Below are 22700 nucleotides of genomic sequence, written 5' to 3' on the forward strand. Positions count from 1 at the left end.
ATTAATAGTGTTTTGGTTTGTTAGTAAAATTAATAGGATCAAATCATTCTGGGTAGTAATAAGATAGCATTCTCATTCTTTCATAAAATGATGTATTACCTAATGGTGTAGTACCATTTCCAAAATATGATTTGGCATGCTGGTCTATAACAAACATTTGGAAAGTTTCTTCAGTTTCTTTATTGTTATCAGGGTTATGTCCACTAACTATATAACCAAGTAAGTTACCTTCATTATCAAATAATGATGTACCCGAAGAACCACCACCTAAGTCAACAGTATTTGTACTATATGAAACTGAATTAGTACTAAATGAACCAGCACGATCACCGCTTTTTTTAGGTAAGTAAAATATATCTGTTAATGGTCTAATTGAACTACCTAAAAGATATTCACGATACCTTTTAGTCGATTGATGTGCAAAGTTAGTTATTCCAGAAGGGAAAGCAGGTGAATCTTTATTATCAGATAAAATAGCAGGAAATGTTGCAATATATGCATTTAAATTAACATAATCATCTAATACAAGTGTTTGATTTGTTGCTTTAATCATTGGAAGTTTAACTCAATTATGAATATATTTAATTATACTCTTTTCTGTATCAGTTAATGTTTGCCCATTTCATCTTCAACCATCTTCGTTATTAATAGCAAAATTTTTAAAAATAAATGAAAAGTCTGCTATAGCATAAACAAGATCAGCTGTTCTATTTTTTAAGTTTCCAGTTAAAGAATTACCTTGATTATCTTTGAATTCATTATTTTCAGGGAAGAAACGTTCATTATTAAAGTTATTTATAATTTCTATGTTTATATCAAAGAAACCAAACCGAAGGTTATTAGAATCAACTATTGGATAAGTATTATTTTGATTATATTGACTTTGATTAATAATCACTGGGACTTTTATGTCAGTGTGTGCTGCTTGTCTTGTAACCCATGGATTGTTTGGATCTCTTTTATAACTTAAAATATTATTATTATCAGCTACGTGTTCATTTGAGGTTATATAAAATCTAAAATCTGTGTCATCGTTTGGTTTAACTTTACCTAACATTAATCATGTTCCGTCTCTAGATTGGAAGGCGAAACTTCTTTGTCTTAAATCTGTGATAACTTTTGATTTATTTTCTTCAAATAATCTAATAGAAGTTTTAGATTCATCTTTTAATTTACTGAATTTACCAAATAAAGGTTCATATGAATTGTTTATATGAACTCCACTTCCTTCTCTATATGAAGCTTTTTCATTTGGCCCTGCAATTAAATTATCTCCAACTGCTTTTTCAGTAAAGTCTAATTCAACATTTGGTGTTTCTTTATAAAAAACATAAAAATCATGATTTCCTAAAAAAGCAGAATTTATCAATGATAAGTTATGGTCGGGTTTAAAATCAAATATTTTAGTGTTTTGCTCATCTTTTGCAATAATTTCTAATTTTAAATCATTATTATTTAATGAAACTTTAAATCTAAACATAGTGTTTAAAATCTTATGATATAAATTACTTGTTTCAAAATCATCATAACCATGAACAACATTAAATACAGAATTGTCTATAGTTCTTGTTTCTTTAATCTTTTTATATGAAACAGGAATCATTACATATGTTTTAGCACTTTGAGAAGTAGTTGCAGAATTACTTAAAACCTTATGTGTAGGATCTAATTCAAAAATAAAATTAAATAAAACATCTTTATCATTTAGATTTTCTAAATTATTAAATTTAGATAAATCTTTTGTGATAGAAGCATTAGTTTGTGTGTCATTTAAAACAGGTTTTTTGTTACTTAATAATTCTCTTCCCACAATACTTTTTAATTTAATTTCTTGATTATTTTCATCAATTAATTTAAAGTTTTTAACTGTGTGTTTATTAAAATCTCTAGCATTTCTGTAATATAATTCGTATTTATAATTAATTCATGAATACATATTCTGAATTGAATAAGGAATGCTATTTTTACTTTCAGAACTTAAAGAAATATTTCTTAAATCGGTAGTAGTTAAATTCTTTTTATTTGTTATTAAATCACTGTTTTGTATGTTTGATGTGCTAGTATCATTGTCTAACATTTCACTATATAAATCATAGTTAAAGTATTTAACAAAATTGTATTGTTCTGAATTGTTAGTTAAATTAACATTAACATATACATCAGTAGTATATGGATCTAAAACTTTAACACCTGTTAATTTATATTTAACTCTGTCTATAAAACCTTTTAATATAAATTTGTTTAATTTATTAAAAGGAACAATAATTTTAGGATTTTTAACATAATAAGAATTATATGTTTCTTGCTTATCTTCGGGAACTTCAGCTTCAAATGTAAATTCAAATCATTTATCTTTTAGATATTCAATATTTGAACTAGTTATATCAAATTTTGAAGTTCCATATAAAATTCTTTTTTCTTCATCACCAATAACTTTAAAATCATTTAAAACAACTTCATTGAATGGTAGTGGTTTTGTGAATTTATATTTACTATCTAAATCATAAATACTTTCTTTATTATCTAATAAAGAATGAGTGATTATGTAATTTTTGATATTTGTTTGCAATTGATTTGTGTCGAATGTTCCACTTTGTCCATTTTTATTTAATGTAATAATTTTTGATCATGGTTGAAGTGGATTGACAGATTTAACTAAAACTTTTAAGTCTTGTTCTTGTGTAACAGATTTATTGAAGTTAACTGTTACTGTATTATTAGATACATTTATTGAATTGATATCAATAAGCCTTGATACACTAGAAGAATTTTTATTAGGAATTTTAGGTTCTAACAAAGTATTGTCAATTACACGATATTTTTTATTATCTTCTTCATAATAAATACCTAATGATTTAGCATATTTATTTTTTTCTACTTCTGCTTTTATTTGATGAGTAGAATTTCTAGTATTAAATTTAGCATAATCAATTGTTCCGTCTACTTTTTGGTATTTTCAATAAAAAGTAGGAAATGAATTAGAATTATCTTTTGTAAATATTTGAGGATCTAATTTTCATTTTGTGCCTAATGTATTTGCATCTAATAATTCCCAGTTTTTAAAATGCTTAAAGGTAAAGTTATTTGATTTAGTTCCTGTAACTATAGTTTCAAAATAAGTATTAAATGCTTTGTTAAAGTTGGACACTTCTTGATTATTTGATAATAACTTAGTAATTTTAATTGCATCACCCGGAGTTGTTGTTATATTTGCATTAAATTTATTTTCAGTTTTATTTAATGAAACTGTCACGGCTGTTTTAGTGTTGTTGTCTGATGTTTTTTCATATTCAAGCGTATATGTGTTATTTTGTGGGTTAGGTATTTCTAATTCAACTGTTAATCCAGTATTTTCATTATTAAAACTACCATTTACAACTCTTGGAACTTTTGTATATTGATCTAATGAATCATTTGAATAAGTAATTTTTTTATTACTTGAATTTAAATAATTTTGATAATCTGTTGTTTGAGTTAATACATAATCTTTATTTTGGATGTTAGATGGTTCATCATAATATTTATTTTTACTACTTGAAACAGGATATGCTTGAGTTCTTTGGAATTCACTAGTAGGACTTGCCGATCTTCGTTCTTCAAGGTCATTATCAGTTGTTTTAAAAGTTTTATTTCCAACTAAAGGAACATTTTTATTATTGATTGATAAACCTGAAATATTATATGTTGTATTTCTAGTTAAACCAGAAACAAAAAATAAAACATATGGTTCATTATTATACGAACTAGTAGTATATGTTTGATCATTAATAACTAATGAAAATTTTTTATTATCTTCATCTCCTAATTGATGTTGTGAAAAATTAACCTTAACATATGTTTGTGTATTTTTTGTACCTGTTGTTTCAATAGATGAAACAACAAAGGAATCTTGAGGTTCTTGCTTTGTCATGAAAGTTTTTGTAATATTAGAACTTATAGTTAAATTCTTACCATTAATAATAATGTTTTTAATTTCATAAGTTGTATTAGGATTTAAATTAACAATATTAAAAGTTTTGGTATTACTACTTGTTAATGTTGAATTATTATATGAAATAGTATTATTATTTGATTTATTAACAAGTTCTAAAATTAAATTATCCGAATTTTCAAAACTTCTATTTAAAATAACATCTACATTAACTTTCTTATGAGTTATATTTTCAAAATTTAAGTTGCTAATATTATCTTCTAATGGAGTTGGCTGATCACTGTTGGTGTTATTTCTTGTAGTATTGAAACTTTTAATTTTTAAATTAGATAAATCAACTATTTCATTGTTAATTTTTAAAGAATTTATTGTATAAGTTGTATTTTCTTGTAAATTATTTAGCTGAATTTCAACTAACTTGTCTTGAGTATTAACTCTTGGATTTGTTATTATTGATTTCTCATTATTCTTATTATTAACAAAAATAAATTCAAAATTTGTTGGACTTATATTTTGAAACTTAGAAAAAACCATTTTAACTAATGAAGAATTATGAGTTATATTAGAAACTTGAAAATTATTTATAATATAATTACTTTCTTTTTTAGGTATTGGGGTAGGGGTAGGATTTGGTTGAATAGGATTGGTTGGATTATCATTTGGTGGCAAGATACTACCATTATTATTAGTTAAAGTTGCAAATGATTTATTACCAGAAATATTTGAAAAATCTATTTCATCGGTCCCATCATAAATTTTTTCAAGCACATATGTTGAATTTTCTTGTAAATTATTTAACCTAAACAGCATTGTTTTACTTTGGTTATCATAATTAGTATGACTTATTAAGTTTGATGAATCATTTAATTTAATGTTTAAATTTGGAACTTGTTCTGTTTTAACGAATAAGAAACCAAGTTCAATTTCTGCAGAATTATGTGTAACATTTGTGATTCTAATACTATTTATTTGATATTTTTTTTCTTCATTTGTATCTGTTATACACGAAGAAACAATGCTTGAAGCTAATACCCCAGAACTGCACATCATTAAAATGCTTAATATTTTCTTTTTGGTTTGTTGTTTTATTTTCATAGTTAATCCTTTTTGTATATTTTAATTATATAAAAATATAAGGCATTTTTTAAAAAAACAAAAAACACCAGATTTGGTGTTAATTCTATTTAATTAATTCAATTAATTTTTCTTTAATATCTTGAGCATATTGAATTGGTTTGATATCTGAAATTGGTTTTACTTTTGTTCCATCAATAGATAATGTTTTAATGGATTTAGCACCTAGGAAATTAAATGTTCCTTTTAATCATTCTTTATGATTACCTCATTGATATCAACCTTCTGGAGCTCCTTGAGAAGTTATTAAGATTACACTTAAATTAGTTAATAAACCAATTGCATCACCTTTTTTAGAATATTTATAAGAAAAAGTTTTATCCGCTACACAAATACTATCAATAAAGTTTTTTACAACAACAGGACTTGCAAAATTTACCATTGAACTAGATAAAATTAATAAATCAGTTTCTTTAAGTTTGTTGATTCAAAAATCTGCATCTATTTCATTTCAATAATTAGGAATATTATTTTTTGTTAAATAAGTTTCTGAATGAGTTGTGTTTAAGTCATATCTTTGTACTTCATATTCTTTTGAATTTAAAAGATATTCATCTAAAACATTTAATGTAGCATGAGTATATGAAATATTTGGGTCTTTAACTAAATTACCTTCTAAAATTAATACTTTTTTCATTCTTTCCTTTCTTTTGACTATATAAATTAATTATATTAAAGTAATATAATTATTATGCAAAAATTGTTCAATTTTTAAAGAATTAATTCCATTAATTTGTAAAATATATATTAATTTATAAAAAAAGAGTAAAATACAATTATAAATTACTTTATTTATAAATTAGGAGAAATAATGGCAAAATTTAAACGTATTTTTATGATAGTAACAGATGGTTTGGGAATAGGACCAGATAGAGATCAAAAACATTTTGGCGATGCAGGAGCAAATACTATTAGATCTGCATCGATGGCAGAAGAATTTAAAATAGATACATGAAAAAAATTAGGAATTGGTAATATTACTGATTTAAACGGAAATTATTATGTTTCTAAACCATTAGCGTATGTTGCTAAAGTTCAAGAAGTTTCAAATGCAAAAGATACATTAGCAGGACACTGAGAGATGATGGGAATTAAAACAATGGTTCCATTCCCTACTTTTTCAGAAAACGGATTTCCTCAAGAATTAATTGATGAATTATCAAAAGCGTTTGATGGAAGACCTATTGTAGGAAATAAATCATCATCAGGAACAGATATAATTAATGAATTAGCTAACGAAGAAAAAGAAAGAGGAGCAATTATTGTTTATACATCTTTAGATTCAGTATTGCAAATATGTGCTCACGAAGAGTGAACAGGTTTAGATAATTTATATAGATATGCTAAAGCAGCAAGAGAAATTTGTTCGTCAAAACCAGAATGAAATGTAGGAAGAATTATTGCTCGTCCATATATAGGAGATTTTGGTAATTTTACAAGAACTTTTAATCGTCATGATTATGCAAATAAACCACGTGAAATGATTTTAAATAAATTACAAGAACAAGGAATTGAAGTTATTTCAATAGGTAAAATAAATGATATTTTTGTAGGTCAAGGAATTTCAAGGCATATTCCAAGTGAAGGTGATGCTCATGGAATGGATTTAACTATTGAACTTGCTCAACAACAAAGTGAAAATCAATTAATTTTTACTAATTTAGTACAATTTGATTCACATTATGGACACCGTAGAAATGTTCACGGTTATGCACAAAATATTGCAGACTTAGATGTTAAATTAGCAAAATTAATTAATGCAATGAACCAAGATGATTTATTAATAATGACTTCAGATCATGGTAATGATCCTTTATATCCAGGATTTAATCATACTAGAGAATTACTACCTGCAACAATTTTTTCAAAATCATTTAAAAATCCAAAAGTATTACCAAACTTTAATGGTTTAGGAACTTTAGGAAACATAGTTGCAAGAAACTTTGGAGCAGAAGTAGTTTTAGAAACAGGTGATGATATCTTTGACAAATTAGTATAATTCAAAACTAGGTATACCTAGTTTTTTCTATTAAAAATAAATTTACATAATTTTGTTTTTTTATTATAATATACAAGCAATACATAAAGACAGTAACGGCTAAGCTTAATAATGTTACCAAGTGTATGACTTATTTTCTTGTATTGCAAATAATTTTGAAAGGAGGCTAAAATGTCAGAATCAAAATTCAAATTAGCTAAAAGAGAAGTTGTTCAAGAAATAACAGCAAAAATTAAAAATTCTCAAGCAATTGCTTTTGCTGAATATCGTGGTTTAACTGTTTCTGAATTAGAATTATTTAGAAATGAAGCAAGTAAATTAGGATTAGAAGTTAAAGTTTACAAAAACCGTTTATTTAAACTAGCAGCTCAAGCAACAGGTTTTGCTGATTTAGATGAATATTTAGTAGGACCGAACATATTTGTTTTTTCTAATCAAGATGGAATGTCTGCTGCTAAATTATTAGCATCATTTGCTAAAAAATATAAACTAATGGTTATTAAAGCTGGAACATTTGAAGGTAAAGTTATTGATGCACAAGGTGTAAAAGATGTTGCTACACTTCCTACATATGAAGAAGCACTTACAATACTTGCACGTTCAATGATGTCTCCACTACAACAACTTGGTTTATCTCTTAAAATGTATAGTGAAGGTAAATCAGAATAATTAACTATAAAAATAAAATAAGAAAGGAAGAATTAAATTATGTCAAAATTAACAAAAGAAACATTTATTGAATCATTAAAAGAAATGTCAATTAAAGAAGTTATGGAACTTGTAGAAGCAATGAAAGAAGCATTTGGAATTGACCCGATGGCTGCTATGGCAGTTGCTGCTGCTCCTGCAGAAGCCGGATCAGAGGAAAAAACAAGTTTCAAAGTTGTTTTAAAATCAGATGGAGGAAAGAAAATCCCAGTTATTAAAGCTGTTCAAGCTGTATTAGGACTTGACTTAATGGGAGCCAAAAAAATAGTTGATGCTTTACCTGCTACAATTAAAGAAAACGTTAAAGCAGAAGAAGCAGAACAAATTAAAGCTGATTTAGTAGCAGCTGGTGCTGAAGTTTCAGTTGAATAATTTCTAAATAGATGCTTTTTGCATCTATTTTTTTATAAATTTTATAAAATTATTATAAGAGGAAATTATGAAAAAAATTAAATTGATAAATATTTTACTTAGTTTAAGTATAAGTCCTATTGCTTTTGTTGTTTCATGTAAACAAACAAACTCAGAACAAACATCAAGTAATGATAATAGAACTAAGGTAATGAATCCAGAAAAAACTCCCGAAGCAGGACTTGAAATAGAAGTTAATCAAGCAAATGATTTAGATTTATTTGGTATTGAAAAAGGTAATAACATAATTGATTTAATTTCAAATGAATTATTAAATAATTCAATTAAAAACGAAAGTGTTTTTATATTTGATCGCGTAGGTAAAAAAGTTTTAATTCAACCTAAAGGAACAGTTCGTGTGGATTGAAAAAACTTAGGTAATAGAAAAGAATTAGATGTTTTTTCAGTAAATCCTTCAATAAGTTCATATCAACTAGCAAATGCTAAAAATCCTACATATACAAATGAAAGAAATCAACAAAGAATAAGTTCATTTATTGATTATGAAATTATGGGAGATTTTATTCAATTTGAATATAAAATTGCTTTATTTGATAAAGGTAATATATCACTTTCTAATTTAACATTTAAATCTAAATTTGATTTAAAAACTGGAACAAAACAAACAATTAAAGTTAAATACAAAGTTAAAAATCAAGAACAAGAAACAACAATTAAATCATCTTATACAACTCACATAAATCCTTCTTCTGTAAATGAATCAAATTATGTTTATGATGCAAATAACAACTACTATGCTAGTGCTAATGGTTTATATGGTCTAGATTTATGGAAAGAATTAAACAAAATTCAAAAATCTAAAAGACATTCAATTAAATCTTATAATGATTTACCTACTTTTTATAATAATTCTAGTGCTTTTAAAGATAATTATTATGAAAAAGATGGTTCTATTTTAGATATTTATTCAGAAAATCCTGAAGGAAACGACCCTTATATATATACAACTTATAAAGGAGGTGACGGAAGAAATGAAGGTTCTGGTACTAATAGAGAACATGTTATTCCACAATCTTGATTTAGTAAGGTTGAACCACTAAGAAATGATCCGACATTTGTATGACCTTCTGATATTAAAGTGAACTCAGTTAGAGCAAACTTTCCTCATGATGATGTAACAAATATTACATCTACATCGCAAAATGGTTCAAAAAGTGGGACTAATTCTTTAGGGGAAAAAGTCTTTGAAGTTATTGATGCATTTAAAGGAGATATAGCAAGAGCATATCTATATTTTGCATCAAGCTATTTTGATAAAAATATTAGTAATGGAAATTCTATTTTAACTGATGTATTTCCAAATATTAAAGAACATTACTTATTAACATATCTTAATTGAAATTCAAAAGATCCAGTTGATATGTTTGATATAAACAGGAATAATGAAACATTTAAAGAAACAACTATAAGAAATCCTTTTATTGATTATCCTAATTTAGCATCAAGTTTATTTGGTCAAAATCCAAAACCTTTTGAAAATAAAGGTGTTTTAATTAATATGCAATAAAGTTGAAAATAGCAATTTTATTGCATATTTTTTGATATTGTATCTGTTTAAAAACGTTATTTTCAAAATGATTGCAAATAGTATAAGTTTTTAATAAAAAAATGTATAATAAACATATTTCTATATATATATATATATATCGAGGTTATTATGAAAAAGAAATTTAAATTATTAAGTCTATTAAGCGTTTCAACTTTTTTTATTTTAATAAGTTGTAGTTATCCAGAACCAAAAGTTTCTGAACATAAAAAAATAGATGGTCAAGCAAAACAAGATACCAAACCATTGCTAAGTGATATAAAAGATTCAGATGAATTAATAACAACAGATAATTTACATATTTATGATTTAACCTTTAATTTAATTAAAGGTCAAAAAAGATACATTGATTTTGTAAAAGAACTACCAACATATTTTTCAGGTATATCTGGAAATACAAATGTTATTTATTTTAATGATTTTGAATGAGATGATGATTTGCAAGAAAATGATTTCATTTTTAATGATTTAGTTTTAACTGGAGTTTCTAAATCAAATAGAGACATAAAAGTTAATATATTTATTAAAACGCATATAAAAGAACCAAATACCTTAGAATTAAAATCAGGTAGAACTAATAATAATAGTAATTTATCAGATTATTTTGATTTAGATAAAATAGCATACCAAGAAAAATTATGAGGTTTATTTGATTCTGATATAAGAACCAATAATAGATGAGATACATGAGCATTTATGAGTGTTCCTTTAAACGATACTGATGAAAAAAAGAGACAACTTGTATTCAAGTTCACAGAAGAAAAAGAAATTTCACTAATTAAATTATGATTTTGAACTGGTTCACCATCAGGACACAATTTACCCAATTCTTTCACAGTAGAATATTCAAATGATGGTGTTGATTATATACCTGTGAAAAATCAAGATAAAGTTTCACCAAGTGACTTTTCTCCTAATCAAAATTTAGGCCAGTCAGAAAGTAATGTTTCTGAAGCAAAAGAAATTAATTTTTCTCCTGTTAAAACAAGATTTTTAAAATTAAAATGAGATCCAAGTAAAAGAAGAGATAATAATCGAGAAGTCTGAAATTTAATCGGATTAACTGAACTAGAGTTTTGAGGTCCAGATGGACAAGTTCGTGAATTATTCTTAAGTAATGATAATGCATTATTAGAATTTAATTATGATGGTAAAGACTATACAAATTCATTTAACGAAAAAAATGAATTGACAATAATTGACAATGATTTATCTGTTAATTCTATAGAAAAAATCATAACAAAAAGTTCAAGGGGTGCTTTATCAAATAAATTGAAATTAATGTCTCAAACAACACAAAAAAACAAAGTTATTTCACAAGTTTATAAATTATTTATTACTTCTCAAAAAGGACAAACACAAACATATACAATTACCATAAAGTTAGGAAGATAAAATGAAAAACAAAAAGAAAATTATCATAGGTAGTTCCGTAGCAGGAGGATCTATCTTAGGTGCAATTATTATAGGTTCAAGTGTAGGTAGTTATGTATCAAATAAAAATTATTATAATGACAAAACAAACCAAAATAAGCAAAATGAAACATTAAAAGAACTTTTATCTGATTTGCATAAAAATCCACAATATACACAGGTAATTGATGCTGTTTTATTAGAATTCGAATCTAAACCATATAAAAACGCATTAGAAAAAGGGAATAACTTAGATGAAATTTATAAAGTATTTTCTGAATTGAAAAAAACAGATGATACAGATTTTGAAAAATTAAACGATTTCTTTCCTTCTTCAATAAGTAAATCTAATACAATAGATGTTATTACAAAAATTTATAATAAAGGACAAGGGAATAATTCTATCATTCAAGCACTTTTGGAACCAGAAGTTAGTCAAGAATTAACAGAAGTTAAAAATGAAATTACAAAAATAAGTAATGAAAACAAATTAATTAATCAAAAAACAGAGAACTTAATTCAATTATTTAATTTACATAACTTTACTGTTAATGATTTATATATAAATATTAAAAATAATTTCAAGCAGTTTTTAGAAATTGAATTAAATACTAACTTAACAGAAGAATTAATTCAAGAATATGAAAATAATTTAAACAAAGCAAATAATATTTTAAAAACATTAAATATAGATAATGAAAATAATGTTTCTGTTGTTATTGATAATATAGTAAATAATTTATCAATTCAAGAAGAAAATAAACAAACATTAAAAGAGAATTTATTTTTAGTTTTATCTTCGTTTTATAAATTAAATGAAACAATTCGAGATAAACAAATAAAAGTATTGAACAATGAATTAAAATCAAAATTAAATGAATTTAATGTTATATTAATTCAAAATGAACAAATTAATTCATTTGTGTTAGTTCCTTATATAAAACAGTTACAACAAAAAATTGAAACTTATAAATCAATAGATGAAAATAAATATAATGAACTAATTAATCAATTACAAAATATTAATAATTTTGATTCATTTAATGAATTACAAAATCAAGTTGATGCATTATTAAATAATTTTAGAAACCAAAAAGAAGATTTAAAAAATGTTTTAGCTAATACAAAGATTTCAGTAGAATTCAAAAACAATAAATTAAAAGAAATAACTGAATTAAAAACTTTATCAAGGGTTAGTGAATATCAAAATGAATTAAACTTAATCAACCAAAAAACTAATCAGATTGTAAACAAAATAAAAGATATAAAAAATCTAATTAATAATAAATCAATTAGTGGCCAATCAGAGTATGATTTTTATGAACTGCTAAGTTCAAATCTAAATGTATATAATAATTTAAATGATGAATTAAAAACAATAGATTCTAATATTTTAGATACTTTTTATAATTCTTTAAATTCATTAAATATTTCTACTTCAAATAATCAATCATTACAAGAAATATTTGTTCAAAAAACAACTGAATACTTTAATACAATTAAAACTCAATTGAAAAATAATTATAATACAACAGGTATAACAGAAGGAAATGAGGGGTTTTTATCTGTTGGTTCTATTAACTATAATAACGCTAAAATTTTATTAAAAGAATTAGATAACAATAGTTTTGATTTTGAAATATCAAAATTAGCATTAGATGATTCTAAAAAAAGTTTAATAATAACATATCAAATAACAAGTAAATTTAATCCTAATTTAAAAACAGAATTACAAACTACAATAGATTATGGAACTGATAACAATCAAGTTGTTGAAAAATTTAACTCACTAAATGAATATAATAATGCTGATTCATTAATTGATATTAATTATTTTGAATTATCCAAACTTACTTATCAAGAATTTCAAAATAAGTTTGATTTGAATAAAACAAATCAAACTTATAAAACATTAGGTATTTTTGCTAATGTAATAAATAAAGAAAATGGTGAAATTGAATATGAAACAGAAAAAAGTAATTTATTCTTTAAAAAATCTAAGTATATAAAAAGTTATTTTACATATCAATTAAAAGAAATACCAACATTTGAAAATAATAAATTAAACTTTAAAATTGATATTTATTTTAATGACCAAGTTTTAAAAACACTTAACCTATCTTCACAAAATAATGTAAACTTCCAAACAAGTACAGAACAATCATTAGATGATGCAATAGACAAACAAAAAATTATCGAAATTTTAAATGAAGGAAGAACAGGTCTTTATCAAAATTGATCAGTAAAAAGAGGAATTAAAAAAACTCATACTGACTACTATGTAAAAGATGCAATTAAAGCATTAAATGATATTTATATAATGCCTAAGCACGGAAGATATGAAATTAAACCATATGAAGTAGTGGAAGCAAGGAATATTGAATCTTCACAATGAGGTGGATTAGCTAAAGTTTTCTTCTGATATCAAGAAGATGGTCAATGAGCAGAATTGCCAAGTGATAGAAATAAATATACATATAATATTGATCACTTTAAACATGTTAGATATGATGATTATGTAGAACCAAAAAATGGTGTTAAATTAACAGAAGCAGATTTTGTTGGGTTCCAGAGAATTGATGATAATTTAATAAATCAAGTTAATACTTTAAATTCAGCTGATTTTACTTTTAGAAAAGCTGCAGGTAAAGCAGAAAATAATAGTAATACAACTGCTTATAGAGTTTTCAATCCATCTGCAGTATTAGAATAAAATGCAGAATTGAAAATTAATTATATTTTTAGGTTGCTTAAAAATAATCAAAAACAAAATAATAACACTCCACATGTAGCTGACAAAAATTATGATAATGATTGATATGTTCCATTAAATGTTGGTCATTTATTAAATAATGTAGATAATCCAAGTGATATACAATGATCTAGTGCAAATAATGATACTATTGAAAATAGACTATTTTATTATTTTTATGATGTTAAATTAAAAGGTAAAAGAGGAATTTCTTATAAACTTGGTTTTATTGATAAAAAAGATTCGAATAAAAGGTATACAAATCCAAATAAAATATTTTACGCATATAACTTAGTTAATGATTATGAACAAGTTTTATATCCAAATATTATTTTGAATAATATTAAACTTAGTGATTTAAAAATAAATACTGAATTATTAAAAAATAAAAAAGCATCATATTTCAAAAATAATCTAAATGAACTAAATGAAATAATTGCTTTAAAACAAGAAGATGAATTTATAAGTTATAAAAATTATGAAATACCAAAAAATAGATTTTCAATTATAGATATTACTAAAGGTAATGAAAATTATGCATTTGTTAGATTTGGTTTCAAAGATAATAATGATAACATAGTTAAAGGACATAATTGATATAGAATTTCTGGTTTTGATTCAGATGAATCTATATTAGAATTTAGGAATCTAGACCATGGAACAGATTTATTAAAAACTACTTATTTATCAACTAATGAAGTATTTAGAAGTAGAATATTAGAACCTTATTGAAAAGATTTATTATGAAATAAGTATTCTGATTACCAAGCATCATGAACACTAAAAAAAGAATACCTAGAACATACATTTCTAAAACCAAATACAAGAAATAGAACAATTGATTTTTCATTTTTTATTACTCCACTAATATTTGATAATAATAAGGATAATAGACAAAAACAAGAACGTTATGCTATTAAATATAAATTAGATTTTGAAAAACTGTTTGTAGAAAAATTAATTAGTTGAGAATCTAATTTTGAATTTACAGATAATAACCAAAAAATAACCATTCCATACCGTTTTATTTTTAAATGAGATGATATTAAAGGATTAACAATTGAATTTCTTTCATTAGATTCTACTTATAAATTATTAATAGATATATCAACACAGCAACAAAGAAAAGAAAACAAAACTTTTGATAATGATCGTGCAATCATTGTATCACCTGCATCAGCTAAAATGATTATTAACTATGTTAATGAAGCAGAAGATGAAGGAACATTTGGTCTAAATTATGAAACTAATTTATATGATTATAATAAAGTAGATTTTGGACAACCACAAGAACCAATGATTTTATATAATGATGGTAAAATATTAGGTGATTATTCATTTTATAATCCAAACCAAAACGTTCCTTGAAAACATAATCAAGGTTATAAACCAGATTGTCAATGAATTAGAACAGAATGGGGAGTTGATGATAATTGAACATTAATTAAAAATGTTAAAAAGCGTGCTATTAGATATACAACAGGTTCATTAGGTTCAGGTTCTTTAATAGGTAAAGTAAGTGATGATCCAACAGATTATAGATTTTACATCCTAACAAATCATCATGTTGAAAGTAGGATTAATAATTTATCTCACTTTAATGGAAATAATTTAGTTAAAGACTTAGGTGGTGGTGTGGGAATGAGATTACCATTAAATATTTATAAAAACGAAATACATGAAGGTAATCCATATACAAATTATGGTGGTGCAGATGAACACCATGTTACTGCAACATGAATCCCTGGTGCTAAAGCAATTTGAACAGGAATTACAGGTACTGATTTTAAAACAAGAACAGGTGAAACAGGTTCAAAAATTGATGCAACAATAACTGTTGTAGATTTAAAAGAATCTCTAAAACAAGCTAATTTAAGAGCTAAAGGAGATATGATACGCTTTATTGATGATATTTATAATTCAGAAAACGTAAAATTTGATATTAGTTATTCTGCATCTCAAATATGAGTACCAGCTTTAAAAGATATTGCACATACTGGATTCCCTGGTTGAGGTGGATTGACTGGTTATGTAAATCACCGTCCAGAAGTAGGAGTTAGCGAAACAGTAATTAGGCAATTTCCAAATTATTCACCAATGAAGTTTGGTGGAGGTAATTCAGGTACTTCTTTCTTTATAGGAGATGATTCATTGATTTCTTTATGACATTCAGGAGCAAATGGAGCTTGAAGTACTGGAACTCATATGGAAACAGAAAGAATTAGTTATATGGGCGTAAATCATAATAATGAAAATCCATTAGAATTAAAAAATTCTGGTTCTTTTGGTAATGTATTATTCAAAGCAAGTCTAAAAAACCCAGGTGAGTTTAGTATGCCATGGTTTTACAAACCAATTTTAAATAATAAATAATATATATATATAAGGACACAATATGACAGAAAATAAGAATAAAAAGAAAAAAGGTTTTGCTGTAGTTATTGGTTCTGCATTAGTATTAGCAGGATCATCAGCTATTGCAGGAACAATATTAGCAATTAATTCACAAGAATCAAATCAAAGACAAAAATCATATGATGATAAAAAGAATGAATTAAGAGAATTAATTTCAAAAATAACAGACACAGAAACAAGAAATAAATTAACAGAAAAATTAAACACAATTTCACAAGATTATAACCCTGAATCATTAAAAGATATTTTAGAATTAATAGAAGAAGCGAAAAACAATCATAAAAAAGAAATTCAAGAGACCGAAAAACAAGGTCAAATGTTTTTAATTTCAGATATTAACGAAATAAAATACAACGATAAAAAAGATCAAAAAATTATAGAAGCATACCAAAAAAAATATGCTGCTATTAAACAAAAATTTCTAGATTCAATTAATCAAAGTGATATCACACCAGATCAATTAGAAACAGCTAAAAATACTTATTTAAATGATTTAAACAATTTAAAAGAAGAAGTAAAAACAACTAATGATTCTCTGGTTTTATTAACAAAAGTAACTGATAAAGAAAAGGAAACAGAATTATTATTACAAATTCAAACTTCAGCAAGTTTAGATTTACCTAAAATTCAAGAAACTAAAGCAAATATTGAAAACCAAATTAAAACTGAAAAAGATGAATTTGTTACAAATCTTTCTACATCTAGTTCAATATTATCAGAAGTTAAACGTGATATATTAAATTCTTATGATCAAAAAATAAATGATTTAAAAAATCAAATTAATCAGTTAAATACAGAAGAAAATATTAATAATTTAACTTTACAAAACAGAGAAAAATCTCAAAAAGTTTTAGAAGAAACTCAAAAATTAAAGCAAATAGCTGACATTATTTTCCATCTAAAAGACAGAAATCCAGATGATAAAAAAGTTATTGTAGATGCTTTGAATAAAGTTGATTTTAGTAATAATTCATCAAACTCAGATGATACAACTTCAACAGATGATTCATCAAATAATACACCAACAACAATTAATGATGTTTTAGCATTAGCACAAAAACTAAATAACAAGCAAACTGTTAAACAAAATGATAAAATTTCTGCTGTTAATAAAAAGTTATTAGATGCAGTTATTAATGACAAAAAACAAGAAGAATTTAAACAAAGATTAGAACAAGCAACCAATATTACTGATTCATATAATTTAGACAATAAAGCAAACCTATTAACATCATTAATCAATAATGATTCAATTGATAATGATACTAAATCTCAATTAACACCTTTATTAGATCAATTAACTCAAGCAAGAGAATTAATTCAAAACAATCCAACTCAAGCAAGTCAAAAATTAACAGAAATTGAAAATCAAATTAATGCAACTATCTTAGGACAAAATCCTGATGAAACCAAAAATAATAAATTATTAAATCTTCAAAAAAATGCTTTGACTGAATTGATTAATAATACTAATTTAACACCAGAACAAAAAACAGATTTAATCAATAAGATTACAGCAGCAAATGATTTAACGTCATTAAATAATTTAAAAGAACAAGATGTTAAAAAAGCATTAGATAATCAATATCTACAAGATAATGCTCCAAGAATTTCAGAGATTTTAAACAATCTTAATAATGATTTAGAAACTGAAATTACTAAACAATCAGGGATACCTGGATTAGTTTATGTTAAAAAACAAAATTTAATTGATTCAATAAATGATTCTAATTTACCTCAAAGTCAAAAAGATGTTTTATTAAATAAAATTCAAAGCGCAGCTAATAACGATCCGAGTGCAGAATTAACTCAATTAAGAACATTAGATGATGAAGTAGAAGCGTTTGTAAGATTACAAAACTTAAAAGATAAAGCTACTGATTTATTAAATAAATTAACTGATTCTCCAGAAAAAACAAACTTATTAAATAGTTTAAATAATCTAGATATTACTGATTTAGCATCAGCAGAACAAGTAATAAATCAAGCTGAAACACAATTAAATACTATTACAACCAATGTTAATCAACAATTACAAACAAACTAGAGAAACAACCCAAAATGCAATAGATAAACTATCGGGAAATAGTGATTTAGTAAGGGAATTAAGCAATCAATTATCTAATTCAACAACACAAGATCAATTTACTGTACTAAAAATAAGAGCAGAACAAGTTCTTAATGATGAAATATCAGCAACACAAAGGGTTATTGATCAAATTAATGATTTAGACCCTAAAAAAGCAGAATTACAAAAACAATTAGATGATGCTAAAAATTCTCCGGATTCTACATATGAAACATTTGCTAATATACATAATCAAGCAAATGCAAATTTAGCAAGACAAAACGAATTAACCTCTGCAAATTCTATTTTAACTTCAGCAAGTAATCTTACAGAAGAAGAAAGAACAGAATTACAAAATCAATTAAATTCAGCAAATGATTCAGATAGCGTTGCATTAATAAAAGATCAAATAGTTCTTAAAAAAGAATATAGTGATACTAAAGCACAAGCTACATCAAGTGTAAGTCAAATTACTAACCCAACTAAAAAAGCAGAATTTGAACAAATGCTTTCTAATGCATCAACAAAAGAAGCAGCAGATAAGATTCGTTCAGATGCAAGTGCATATGCAGATGCTGAAGAAATTAATAATGATTTACACAATAGATTAAATTCATTGTTAGAAAATATAACAGATCAAAGTAAAAAACAAGAAATAGCAACTCAATTAACTAATGCATTAAATGATGATAGTAACAATCCAAATACTGATCAATCTGCTGTTTTAACTAAATTACATGAAGTTGAAACAAAAATTAATGAACAATTAAATAGAGAAACAGAATTATCTGCTATTAAAACTCAAAAAGAACAATCTATAGAAACAGAATTAACTGAAATAACTGATCCTACTAAAAAAGCAGAATTCCAAACTAAATTAGATGAAATTAAAAACACAACAGATTTATCTCAAGCTGTTTCTAAAGCAAATGAATTACAAAATATGATTCAAACTCAAAAAGAATTTGAATCATCAAAACAATTAGCAACCTCAGAATTATCACGTTTAAGAGTTGCAAATTCATCTCAAAGAACTGAATTAGAAAATAGATTAAACGCAGCAACAACAAAAGAGCAATTAGACAATCTAAGAACTGAAATTTTAGCTGAAAAAGTTAAAGAAGATAAGTTAATTGAAGATGAACGTAAAAAAGTAAGAGAAGCAATTTCTTTATTATCAGATTCAAATCCATTAAAACAACAATTAACAGAAAGATTGCAAACAGCTTTACCTATTGACAATCCTGATTCACAAGACGATGTAGCAGATGTAGAACAAGCAAAAAGCATTGCTCAAGAAGCAACACAAGTTTTTGAAACATTAAAAACAAATTTTGAAACTGAATTAGCAAAATTAACAGGACTAGAAGATAGTGAAGCAATAGAAGGATATAATTTATCAACATTTAATGCTAATAAATCTCAAGCAAATCTTGATGAAGATAAATTAGCAGTTTTATCTGAAAAAGTTCAACAAACACTACAAAAATTCAGAGATCAAGCATTAGCAGAAGCAGTTAAATTATCAGATGATAACCCTAAAAAAGCAGAATTATTAAATGCTATTAATAATCCTGCCAAAACATTAGCAGAATTAAAAACATTAAAAACAGATAGCATTAGTGCAAAACAATTAGAAGATGCTAAAAACCAAGCATTACAAGAAATCCAAAAAATTAAATCTCAAACAAGAAGAGAAGAATTAATCGATGAATTAAATGCTGCAGATACTGTTGAAAAAGCAAATGAAGTAAAACAAAAAGCAACATATGAAATACAAGCAGAACAAGAAAGACATAGATTAGTTTATACATCTGCTTTAGAATTAATCAACAACATTGAAGATCAACAAATTAAAATGGATTTATTAAAACAAATCAATGGAGTTGATGAACAAGGTAATGCTAATACCACAGGACCAGATAGTTCTTTAAGTACACAAGATTTAGAAGATATTAAAGCAGTAGCACAATCTCAAAGAACACAAGAAGAAAATAATTTAGAAAAATCAAAAGAATCTGCAAGAGAAGAATTATTAAAAATTACAGATACTAATATTACAGATGGAAAAGGTGATTTTGCAAGAAGAATTGATAATGCAAGAACTCAAGCAGAAGTTCAAACAATTATTTCAGAAATTAATGCTCAATTAGAAAATGCCAAAAATAAAGCATTAGAATTAAGAGATAAATTAGAACCAAACAACCCTGCACGTTTAGATATTGAAGCATTAATAAATCAATTTGGACAAGATAACACCCCAAGTCAAGCTGAATGAGATGCATTAAAAACGAAAGCAGAACAAGAAATACAAAGATTAAGAAATCATGCTATAAGTGTTGTTAATAGATTATCAAACGGAGTTACTAAATCTGAATTATTACAAAACTTAAATGACCAAGTTAATACAGATACAGAAGCAAAAATAGCAAACTACCAACAACAAGCTCAACAAATTATTGACGCTAAAATAGCAGAAGTTCAAGCAGTTGTTAATAAAACAATCGGTTCAACTGAAAACACAACCTTTGTTGAAAGATTAAACAATCAAAATATCACAATCGATGAATTAGAAACATTAAAAAATGAAGCACAAACTGTTTTTGATAATAAGTTAAATGAAATTAAAGCAAACATTGATACTTTACTAGCTTTTGCTAAACCAGAAGATGATAGTGCAGTTAATGAACTTAAAGAAAGATTATTAAATGCATCTAATATTCAAGAAATTAATGAAATTCAAAACCAAGTTTTAGCAAAAACTCAAGAATTAGTAAATAAAGAATTAACAATATTATTAGGTGTAGAAGGTGATCCATCTAAAAACCATCCTCAATTACAATCATTAATAGATAAAGTTAATTCAGATACAACAGTTTCTGTAACAGATAAAATTAATGTAGTTTCTGAAACAACTGCTTTATTATCTCAAGCAAGAACTCAAGCACAAAATTCAATTAATAAATTAAATGGTGATACAGAAGTTCAAGCACAAAGCCTTCCACTACCTCCAGAAGCTCATCAAACATATGCACAATTACTAGCAGCTCAAGAAAAAGCAGAAGAGTTATTTGAAAACGAGAAACAAAAAGTATTAACTCAAATTAATGCACTAAGAACAGAAAATCAAGGTACTTTAAGTGAAGAATTACAAAATGCTACAGATTTAAATGCTGTTAAATCTGCAAAAAATAAAACAGAAATAGCACAAGCGAAACAAGATACAAATGATATTATTGCTCTAATTCAAACTCCAGACAAACAAAATGCAGTTCGAGAAGCATTAACAAATGCTGGTGATGATTTAACAGCTATTTTAAACGCTAAAAATACAGCTATTGAAAAATTAAGAGAAGAAGGCGAAGAAGTTAGAGCAGATGTAGCAAGTATTCAAAATGAACTAAGACCTTATTTAGCAAATCTAAATCTAGAACAAAGTTTATTAGATAACTTAGCTAATGCAACTACACCAGAACAATTAACTCAAGCAAAACAAGGTATTATTAATTCTATTAATCAAATTGCTTTAAATACTATATCTCCATTACCAGATGCTGATCAAAATAAAACTAATGTAACAAATATGCCTAATACTAACATAACTGAAGTATTAGCAAAATACAATGAAAGTTTAAAACAATTAGCTAAATATAATGCTCAAACTGAAATTAATAAATTACCAGAAAATGCAAGAGAATCATTAAATAATGAATTAACAAATGCAAATACAACTGAAACTTATAATCAAATTCAAGCAAAAGCAACTGAATTAGTTAATTTACATAATTTAGCAAACCAAGAATTAGCTTCGCTTCCTTCACAAGGAAACAAAACTGCATTACAAGAAGAATTAAACAATGCTACTACAAAAGAAAAAACCCAAGAAGTAATAGATAAAATAGCAGAATTATTAACAAAAATTAATGAAGCTCAAACAGAATTAGATAAAGTTTCAGATAGAAACAAAGAGAATTTACAAGAAGAATTAAACAATGCTACTACCAAAGAAAAAGTAGCAGAAGTTCTTACTAAAATACAACAAGCCCAAAGGCAAGATGTACTAGATGCAGAATATGCTCAAGCACAAACTGAAGCTCAAAATGCTATTAATAATCTTCCAGAGGGATCACGAAGAACTTTACAAAGTAAATTAAACAACACCAACCCAACTCCTACTAAAGAACAAGTAGAACAAATTAAAAATGATGCAATTGAATTAAAAACAGTTCAAGACCAAACTCGTGATACTATTAATGCAACTAGTTTATCTCCAAATAATAAAGAAAAATTATTAGCTGATTT

11 protein-coding genes are annotated in these 22700 nt (G+C 25.2%); 9 read left to right on the top strand and 2 right to left on the bottom strand.

Features of this window, described 5'->3' with window-relative positions; genetic code table 4:
* Position 1 precedes the first annotated feature (1 nt).
* The gene (locus T405_RS00570) at positions 2-5026 is read right to left on the bottom strand and encodes a DUF1410 domain-containing protein (RefSeq protein ID WP_036430041.1); all 5025 of its coding nucleotides are present in this window, start codon (positions 5024-5026) and stop codon (positions 2-4) included.
* A gap of 85 nt (positions 5027-5111) precedes the next feature.
* Entirely contained in the window at positions 5112-5702 is a 591-nt protein-coding gene (locus tag T405_RS00575; RefSeq protein WP_036430044.1) for an FMN-dependent NADH-azoreductase, read from the bottom strand.
* A gap of 174 nt (positions 5703-5876) precedes the next feature.
* On the opposite strand from T405_RS00575, the gene T405_RS00580 reads away from it, so the two are divergent.
* From T405_RS00580 to T405_RS00620, 9 genes are all read left to right on the top strand, one after another.
* On the top strand, positions 5877-7064 hold the full coding sequence (locus T405_RS00580; protein ID WP_036430046.1) for a phosphopentomutase: 1188 nt from the start codon (positions 5877-5879) through the stop codon (positions 7062-7064).
* Positions 7065-7235: 171 nt separating this feature from the next.
* A complete protein-coding gene (rplJ, locus tag T405_RS00585; protein ID WP_036430048.1) occupies positions 7236-7733 on the top strand; it encodes a 50S ribosomal protein L10 in 498 nt (165 codons plus the stop codon).
* A gap of 39 nt (positions 7734-7772) precedes the next feature.
* Positions 7773-8144, top strand: a complete 372-nt coding sequence (rplL, locus tag T405_RS00590) for a 50S ribosomal protein L7/L12 (RefSeq protein WP_036430050.1) — start codon at positions 7773-7775, stop codon at positions 8142-8144.
* Positions 8145-8211: 67 nt separating this feature from the next.
* Positions 8212-9711 (top strand): endonuclease, encoded by a 1500-nt coding sequence (locus T405_RS03675; RefSeq protein ID WP_051619508.1) that lies wholly within the window; start codon positions 8212-8214, stop codon positions 9709-9711.
* A gap of 150 nt (positions 9712-9861) precedes the next feature.
* Positions 9862-11145 carry a discoidin/SUN/FTP domain-containing protein gene (locus tag T405_RS00600; RefSeq protein ID WP_036430052.1) on the top strand — a complete coding sequence of 428 codons (1284 nt, stop codon included), beginning with the start codon at positions 9862-9864 and terminating at the stop codon, positions 11143-11145.
* Position 11146: 1 nt separating this feature from the next.
* The gene (locus T405_RS00605) at positions 11147-13876 is read left to right on the top strand and encodes a V-type ATP synthase subunit I domain-containing protein (protein ID WP_036430055.1); all 2730 of its coding nucleotides are present in this window, start codon (positions 11147-11149) and stop codon (positions 13874-13876) included.
* A 9-nt stretch (positions 13877-13885) separates the two neighbouring features.
* Complete coding sequence (locus T405_RS00610; RefSeq protein WP_156951216.1) at positions 13886-16288, top strand: MGA_1079 family surface serine endopeptidase; 2403 nt, start codon at positions 13886-13888, stop codon at positions 16286-16288.
* Positions 16289-16310: 22 nt separating this feature from the next.
* Positions 16311-18377 (top strand): hypothetical protein, encoded by a 2067-nt coding sequence (locus T405_RS00615; RefSeq protein ID WP_036430060.1) that lies wholly within the window; start codon positions 16311-16313, stop codon positions 18375-18377.
* Positions 18349-22700: coiled-coil domain-containing protein (locus tag T405_RS00620; protein ID WP_036430062.1), on the top strand; the 4352-nt coding region annotated here is incomplete at its 3' end. The genes T405_RS00615 and T405_RS00620, both read left to right, overlap by 29 nt.

It is taken from the genome of Mycoplasmopsis felis ATCC 23391, from assembly GCF_000701865.1.
Classification (GTDB): Bacteria; Bacillota_I; Bacilli_A; order Mycoplasmatales; family Metamycoplasmataceae; genus Mycoplasmopsis; species Mycoplasmopsis felis.